The organism is Actinomadura verrucosospora (assembly GCF_039540335.1).
GTDB lineage: Bacteria > Actinomycetota > Actinomycetes > Streptosporangiales > Streptosporangiaceae > Spirillospora > Spirillospora verrucosospora.
Map to the genome: position 1 here is coordinate 1 of NZ_BAABEV010000087.1, position 7,629 is coordinate 7,629.

A 7,629-nucleotide genomic window follows, 5' to 3' on the forward strand; every position below is an offset into this window, starting at 1 on the left:
GTGCGCGGCGCCGCCCGCACCGCCTCCGGGCTGCTCACCGCCGCCGCCGGAAGCGCCCTGGCCCGAACCGCCCGCGACCTGGCCGCCCGCGCCGCCACCGCCGCCGTCGAGGCCGTCCTGCGCGAACTGCTCCGCGACGCCCTCAAGCTCGCCCTGCGCGACACCCTGCGCGGCATCATCGTCGAGGTGTCCCGCGACGTCGTCGTCGACGTCGCCAAGACCACCTGGACCACCGCAACCCGCCCCGCCGCGCCCCGCCCGGCCGCCGCGACCGCCGTCGTCATCAAGGCCACCGTCGAGACCACCGAACCCGCCGCCGGCGGCGACGCGTGGGCCGACGCCACCGCCGAGACCGACACCGACACCGGCCTCGACCCCGGCGCGCGCCTCGACGGCGAACGCTGAACCGGCCATCAGAAGTTTCTGAAAGAACCATGAGAAACACCCGCCGGCGGCCGGGCCGCCCACCGGCGCTGTCTACCGTGAGTACATGGAACCCGGCCCGCAGGACGCACCGCCCCCGCGGATCCTCGTGGTCGACGACGAACCCGCCGTCCGCGAGTCCCTGACCAGCAGCCTGGAGTTCGAGGGCTACCGGGTCGAAGGCGCCGCCGACGGCGTCACCGCCCTGGACCAGGTCGAGCGCGAGACCCCCGACCTGGTCGTGCTGGACGTGCTCATGCCGCGCATGGACGGCCTGACCACCTGCCGGCGGCTGCGCGCCCTCGGCGCCACCATGCCGGTCCTCATGCTCACCGCCCGCGACATGGTCGGCGACCGCGTCACCGGGCTGGACGCCGGCGCCGACGACTACCTCGCCAAGCCGTTCGACCTCGACGAACTGCTCGCCCGCGTCCGCGCCCTGCTGCGCCGCGCCGCCATGACCGCCCCCGCCGGCACCGCGCCCGGTACCGCACCCGGCGACGTCCTGGCCTTCGGCGACCTGCGCATGAACACCCTCACCCGCGAGGTCACCCGCGCCGGGCGCCCCCTGGAACTCACCCGCACCGAGTACATGCTGCTGGAGATGTTCCTCACCCACCCCCGCCAGGTCCTCACCCGCGAGCAGATCCTGGAGACCGTCTGGGGATTCGACTTCGAACCCGCCTCCAACTCCCTGGACGTGTACGTGATGTACCTGCGGCGCAAGACCGAGGCGGGCGGGCTGCCGCGGCTCGTGCACACCGTCCGCGGCGTCGGGTACGTGCTGCGCCCGGCGGCGTCCCCGTGAGCACCCGGGCCCCCGTCGCCCGGCGCCTCACCCGGAGGCTCACGCTCCGCGCCCGCATGGCGCTGCTCACCGCCGCGGCCGTCGCGCTCGCCGTCGCCGCCTGCGCCAGCGCCGGATGGCTGCTGACCCGCAACCAGCTGTACCGCGAACTGGACCGCCGCCTCGGCGCGGTGTCGGGCGGCCCGCCCGGCGCCCGCGACGGCGGCTACCGCGACGGTCAGCCCCCCTTCCACGGCCCCCGCCTGCCCCGCCGCCCCGAGGCGATCCTGGCCGCCTGCTCCTCCGAGCCCACCGGCACCGGCGCCCAGAACCCGCCGCCCGGCCCCTACGAGATCATGCAGCTGGTCCGCGCCGACGGGCGGCGCTGCACCGTCCCCGGCGCCGGCGCGCTCCAGGTCGGCGCCGAGGACGCGCGGGTCGCCCGCGGCGAACGCGACCACGTCTACCACGACGGCACCGGCGTCACCGCCACCGGCGCCGAGGACGGCGTCCGGATCCTCACCCGCTCGTTCCGGCTGCCCGACGGCACCCCCGCCGCCGTGTCCTACGCCATCTCCCTCGACGAGGTCCGGGGCCCCCTGGACAACCTGGCGCTGCTGCTCACCGCCGTCACCGCCCTCGGCGTCCTGGTGTCCGCCGCCGCCGGCCTCATGATCGCCCGCGCGTCGCTGCGGCCCGTGGACGAGCTCACCGGCGCCGTCGAGCACATCGCCCGCACCGAGGACCTGGACACCCGCATCCCCGAGGAGGGCACCGACGAGATCGCCCGGCTCAGCCGCTCCTTCAACACCATGACCGCCGCCCTGGCCGCCTCCCGCGAACGCCAGCAGCAGCTCATCGCCGACGCCGGCCACGAGCTGCGCACCCCCCTGACCAGCCTGCGCACCAACATCGACCTGCTGCTGCGCGCCGAGGCCGCCGGCCGCGACCTGCCCGAGGAGACCCGCCGCAACCTGCTGGCCAGCGTCCGCGCGCAGATGCGGGAACTGTCCAGCCTCGTCGGCGACCTGCTGGAACTGGCCCGCCCCGCCGACACCGCCCCCGTCCACGAGACCGTCGCCCTGCACGAGGTCCTGGACCGCGCCGTCGAACGCGCCCGCCTGCGCGGCCCCGGCCTCACCGTCACCTGCGACGCCCGGCCCTGGCACGTCCACGGCGACCCCGCCTCCCTGGAACGCGCCATCGTCAACCTCCTCGACAACGCCGTGAAGTTCAGCCCGCCCGGCGGCACCGTCACCGCCGCCCTGCACGACGGCGAGCTCACCGTCCGCGACCACGGCCCCGGCATCCCCGCCGCCGACCTGCCGCACGTGTTCGAACGGTTCTGGCGCTCCCCGTCGGCCCGCAGCCTGCCCGGCTCCGGCCTCGGACTGTCCATCGTCGCGCGCGTCGTCGCCGAATGCGGCGGAAGCGTCGCCCTGGAACCCGCCCCCGGCGGCGGCACCCTCGCCCGCGTCCGCCTCCCCGGCACCCCCGGCCCCGGCGACTGACCACCCGGCGACTGACCACCCGGCGGGTTTCTCATGCGGCGTTAAGACACGGCTCACCGCCCTCCCACACCGGCCCCCGAACCTCGGTCCCATGAGTCACCTCATCACCGAACCGGGCACGCCCGCCGCGCCGCCCCCGCCGCCGCACGACCACGGCGGACGGGGACGGCTCGTCGAGGTGGTCGTCCCCGTCCACAACGAGGAACGCGTCCTGGCCGCCAGCGTCGAACGCCTGCACGCCTACCTCGCCGACACCCTGCCCTACCCCTTCCGCATCACCGTCGCCGACAACGCCAGCACCGACGCCACCTGGCCGATCGCCCGCGACCTGGCCGACCGCCACCCCCGCGTCCGCGCCGTCCGCCTGCGCGACAAGGGCCGCGGCCGCGCCCTGCGCCACGTGTGGGGCACCAGCGACGCCGACGTCGTCGCCTACATGGACGTCGACCTGTCCACCGACCTGGACGCCTTCCTGCCGCTGGTCGCCCCCCTCATCTCCGGGCACAGCGACCTCGCCATCGGCTCCCGCCTGACCCGCGGCTCCGCCGTCGTGCGCGGCCCCCGCCGCGAGATCATCTCCCGCTGCTACAACCTGCTGCTGCGCACCGCCCTGGCCGCCCGCTTCACCGACGCCCAGTGCGGCTTCAAAGCCGCCCGCACCGAGATCGTCCAGGCGCTGCTGCCCTCGGTCGAGGACGAGGAGTGGTTCTTCGACACCGAGCTGCTGCTGCTCGCCGAACGCAACGGGCTGCGCATCCACGAGGTCCCCGTCGACTGGGTCGACGACCCCGACAGCCGCGTCGACGTCCTGCGCACCGCCCGCGACGACCTGCGCGGCATGGCCCGCGTCGCCCGCCGCATGCTCACCGGCGCGTTCCGCGCCCCCGTCGGCGGGCGCCGCGGCCCCGCCGCCGCGGGCCGGGCCGTCGACGCGCTCCCCGCCGGCATGGCCCGCCAGCTGCCCGCCTTCGCCGTCATCGGCGTCCTCAGCACCCTCGCCCAGCTCATCCTGTTCGTCCTGCTGCGCCTGTTCCTCGGGCCGCTGTGGGCCAACGCCCTCTCCCTGGTGGTCACCACCGTCGGCAACACCGCCGCCAACCGCCGCTTCACCTTCGGCGTCACCGGCCCCCGCCGCGCCATGCGCCAGCAGCTCGAAGGCGGCGCCGCGTTCCTGCTCGGCCTGGCCCTCAGCACCGGCGGCCTGTCCCTGCTGCACGCCGCCGCGCCCGGCGCCGGACGCGCCGTCGAGGTCGCCGCGCTCGTCACCGCCAACGCTCTGTCCACCCTCGCCCGGTTCCTGCTCATGCGCGCCTGGATCTTCCACCCCCGCCGCCTCGGCGACCACCCCGCCGCACCCGCAGCCGCACCGGCCGCGGGGCGCGCCGCGGAGACCGTCGCCGCGCCCCCGCCCGCCCACGACAGCACCGGAGGCACCCCGGCATGACCTCCACCCTCACCCCGCCGCCTGCCGCTGGGCACACCGCGCCCCGCGGCCGCGCCCGCCGCCTGCTCCTCGGACCCGAAGGCGACCCCCGCTGGGCGCGCCCCGCCCTGTGGGCCGTCCTGATCGCCGCCACCGCCCTGTACGGGTGGGGACTGACGGCCGCCGGCGACGCCAACTCCTACTACTCCGCCGCCGTCAAGAGCGGCACCCAGAGCTGGAAGGCGTTCTTCTTCGGCTCCCTGGACGCCGGCTCCTACATCACCGTCGACAAACCCCCCATGGCCCTGTGGGCGATGGGGCTGACCGCCCGCGTCATCGGATTCGGGACCTGGAGCCTGCTGCTCCCGCAGGTCGCCGCCGGCGCCGCCGCCGTCGCCGTCCTGCACGCGACGGTCCGCCGCGCCTTCGGGCACGCCGCCGCGCTCACCGCCGCCGCCGTCCTGGCCCTCACCCCGATCACCGTCGCGATCAACCGCGACAACAACCCCGACACCCTCCTGGTGCTGTTCCTGGTCGCCGCCGCCTGGGCCTGCCAGCGCGCCATCGACACCGGCCGGCTGCGGCCCCTGCTCCTCGCCGCGTTCCTCGTCGGATGCGGCTTCAACACCAAGATGCTCCAGGCGTTCCTGGTCGTCCCCGCGCTGGCCCTGGCCTACCTGGTCGCCGCGCGGCCCGCCCCGGCCCGCCGCATCGGGCACCTGCTCGCCGCCGGCGCCGTCCTGGCCGCCTCCTCCCTGTGGTGGACGCTGCTGGTCGACGCCATCCCCGCCCGCTCCCGCCCCTACGTCGGCGGCAGCACCGACGGCACCGCCTGGGACCTGGTCGTCGGCTACAACGGCCTCGGCCGCATCCTCGGCCAGGGCGGCGGCCCGGGCGGACGCGGCGGCCCCGGAGGAGGCGGCGGCTTCGGAGGAGGCGGCGGCTTCGGAGGAGGCGGCGGCTTCGGCGGCCAGTCCGGTGCCGGGCGTCTGTTCAACGACATCCTCGGCGGCCAGATCTCCTGGCTCATCCCGTTCGCCGTCCTCGCCCTGGCCACCGGACTCGTCCTGCTGCGCCGCCGACCCCGCACCGACCCCGCACGCGCCGCGCTGCTGCTGTGGGGCGGATGGCTCGCCGTCCACTACGTGGTGTTCAGCTTCGCCCAGGGCACCTTCCACCCCTACTACTCCACCGCGATGGCCCCCGCGATCGCCGCGCTCACCGGCGCCGGAGCCGTCCTGCTGACCCGCGCCCACCGCACGTCGCGGGCCTGGGCGTGGGTGCTGCCCGCGGGCGTCGCCGTCACGGGCGCGTGGGCGTTCGTCCTGCTGGACCGCACCCCGTCCTGGAACCCGTGGCTGCGGTGGGCCGTCGCCGCCGCCACCGTCCTGGCCGCCGCCGCCCTGATCGCGGGACGGGTCTCCGGCCGCGCCGGGACACGCGCCACCGTCGCCGGCCTCGCCCTCGCCGTGGCCGCGGGCCTGGCTGGCCCCGGCGCCTACGCCGTCGCGGCCGCCTCCACCACGTCCAACGGCACCAACCCCCTGGCCGGCCCCACCTCCGGCGGCGGCCCTGGCGGCGGCTTCGGGCCTCGCGGCGCCTTCCCCGGTGGCCGCGGCGCGCCCCCCGCCCTACCCGGCGGCCAGGCCCCCGGCCGGATGACGCCCCCGTGGCAGCCCGGCGGCCAGAACGCGCAGGCACCCGACGGGCCGGCAGCCGACGGGCGGGGCGCGGACGGCCGCGGGCAGCGGCCCGGCGGAGCCGGAGTGCGCGGCGGGTTCGGCGGCGGCCCCGGGGGCGGCGTCGACACCCAGATGCTCACCTACCTGGAGAAGAACCAGGGCGGGGCCACCTGGCTCGTCGCCGTCTCCAGCGCCCAGGAGGCCTCCTCGATCATCCTGCGGACCGGGCGCCCCGCCATCGCCATGGGCGGCTTCACCGGCAGCGACCCCGCCATGACCGTCGCCAAGCTCCAGCAGTACGTCAAGGACGGCAAGCTCCGCTACATCCTGCTCGGCGGCCGCATGGGCCCCGGCGGCGGCGACACCGCCGTCACCGCCTGGGTCCAGAAGAACGCCACCCCCGTCGACGCCGGCGCCTACGGCGGCACCACCGGCTCCACCGGCGACGGCTCCACCGGCGCCCGGCTCTACAAGCTCGGCTGAACAGGGACACCACGATGACCACCACGATCCCGGCCGCCCCGCCCGCGCACCGCACCCCGCGCGGGCGGGGCGGCCTCCCGCGGCGGCTGCTGCGCGGCCCCGCCGCCGATCCCGCCTGGGCCCGGCCCGCGCTGCTGGCCCTGCTCACCGCGACCGGCGTCGCCTACATCTGGGGACTCGGCGCGTCCGGCTGGGCCAACGCGTTCTACTCCGCCGCCGTCCAGGCCGGCGCCACCAGCTGGAAGGCGTTCTTCTTCGGCTCCTCCGACGCCGCCAACGCCATCACCGTCGACAAACCGCCCGCCGCGCTGTGGCCGATGGCCCTGACCGCCCGGCTGTTCGGCGTCAACGCCTGGAGCATCCTCGTCCCGCAGGCCCTCATGGGCGTGGCGACCGTCGCGGTCCTGCACGCGGCCGTCCGCCGCCGCTTCCCCGCCTGGGCGGCCCTGCTCGCCGGCGCCGCGCTCGCCCTGACGCCGGTGGCCGCGCTGATGTTCCGGTTCAACAACCCCGACGCCCTGCTGGTGATGCTGCTGACCTGCGGCGCCTACGCGGCGCTGCGCGCCCAGGAGAGCGCGGGCACCCGGTGGCTGCTGCTCGCCGCCGCCTGTACCGGAACCGGGTTCCTGGCCAAGATGCTCCAGGCGTTCCTGGTCGTCCCGGTGTTCGCGCTGGTCTACCTGCTCGCCGCGCCCGCGCCCTGGCGGCGCCGGCTGTGGCAGCTGACCGCCGCCGGGGGAGTGCTGCTCGCCTCGGCCGGGTGGTGGGTCGCGGCCGTCGCGCTGGTGCCCGCCTCCGCCCGCCCCTACATCGGCGGATCGCAGCACGACTCCGTCCTGGAACTGGCCCTCGGCTACAACGGGCTCGGACGCCTCAACGGCGAGGAGACCGGCGGCCTCGGCAACCTCGACCAGGACGCCGGATGGGGCCGCATGTTCGGGCCCGTCATCGGTGGCCAGATCTCCTGGCTGCTGCCCGCCGCGCTCGTCCTGCTCGCCGCCGGGCTGTGGGCCACGCGCCGCGCGCCCCGCACCGACCCCGCCCGCGCCGCCCTGGCGCTGTGGGGCGGATGGCTCCTGCTCACCGCCGCGATCTTCAGCTGGATGCAGGGCATCTTCCACGAGTACTACACCGTCGCGCTCGCCCCCGCGATCGCCGCGCTCACCGGGACGGGCGCCGCGCTGCTGTGGGAGCGCCGCCGCGCCCCCGCGGCCGCCGCGGTCCTGCCGGCGACCGTCGCCCTCACCGCCCTGTGGGCCTACGTGCTGCTCGGCCGGTCGCCGGACTGGCACCCCTGGCTCGCGCAACACCAATTACTCC

At 76.4% G+C, this 7,629-nt stretch carries 6 protein-coding genes; all 6 read left to right on the plus strand.

Annotation, left to right across the window (positions count from 1 at the left end; genetic code table 11):
• Positions 1-405, plus strand: a 405-nt coding sequence (locus tag ABD944_RS41750) for a hypothetical protein (RefSeq protein ID WP_345187716.1), incomplete at its 5' end; no start/stop codon positions are given.
• An 85-nt stretch (positions 406-490) separates the two neighbouring features.
• Positions 491-1,231, plus strand: coding sequence for a response regulator transcription factor (locus tag ABD944_RS41755; RefSeq protein WP_345187718.1), 741 nt, complete (start codon positions 491-493; stop codon positions 1,229-1,231).
• The gene (locus ABD944_RS41760) at positions 1,228-2,721 is read left to right on the plus strand and encodes a sensor histidine kinase (protein WP_345187720.1); all 1,494 of its coding nucleotides are present in this window, start codon (positions 1,228-1,230) and stop codon (positions 2,719-2,721) included. Before ABD944_RS41755 ends, ABD944_RS41760 begins: the two co-directional genes overlap by 4 nt.
• A 91-nt stretch (positions 2,722-2,812) precedes the next feature.
• Positions 2,813-4,165: a bifunctional glycosyltransferase family 2/GtrA family protein gene (locus ABD944_RS41765; RefSeq protein WP_345187723.1), complete on the plus strand. Its 1,353-nt coding sequence runs from the start codon at positions 2,813-2,815 to the stop codon at positions 4,163-4,165.
• Entirely contained in the window at positions 4,162-6,309 is a 2,148-nt protein-coding gene (locus ABD944_RS41770) for a glycosyltransferase family 39 protein (protein WP_345187726.1), read from the plus strand. Before ABD944_RS41765 ends, ABD944_RS41770 begins: the two co-directional genes overlap by 4 nt.
• 14 nt (positions 6,310-6,323) lie before the next feature.
• Positions 6,324-7,629, plus strand: a 1,306-nt coding sequence (locus ABD944_RS41775) for an ArnT family glycosyltransferase (RefSeq protein ID WP_345187728.1), incomplete at its 3' end; no start/stop codon positions are given.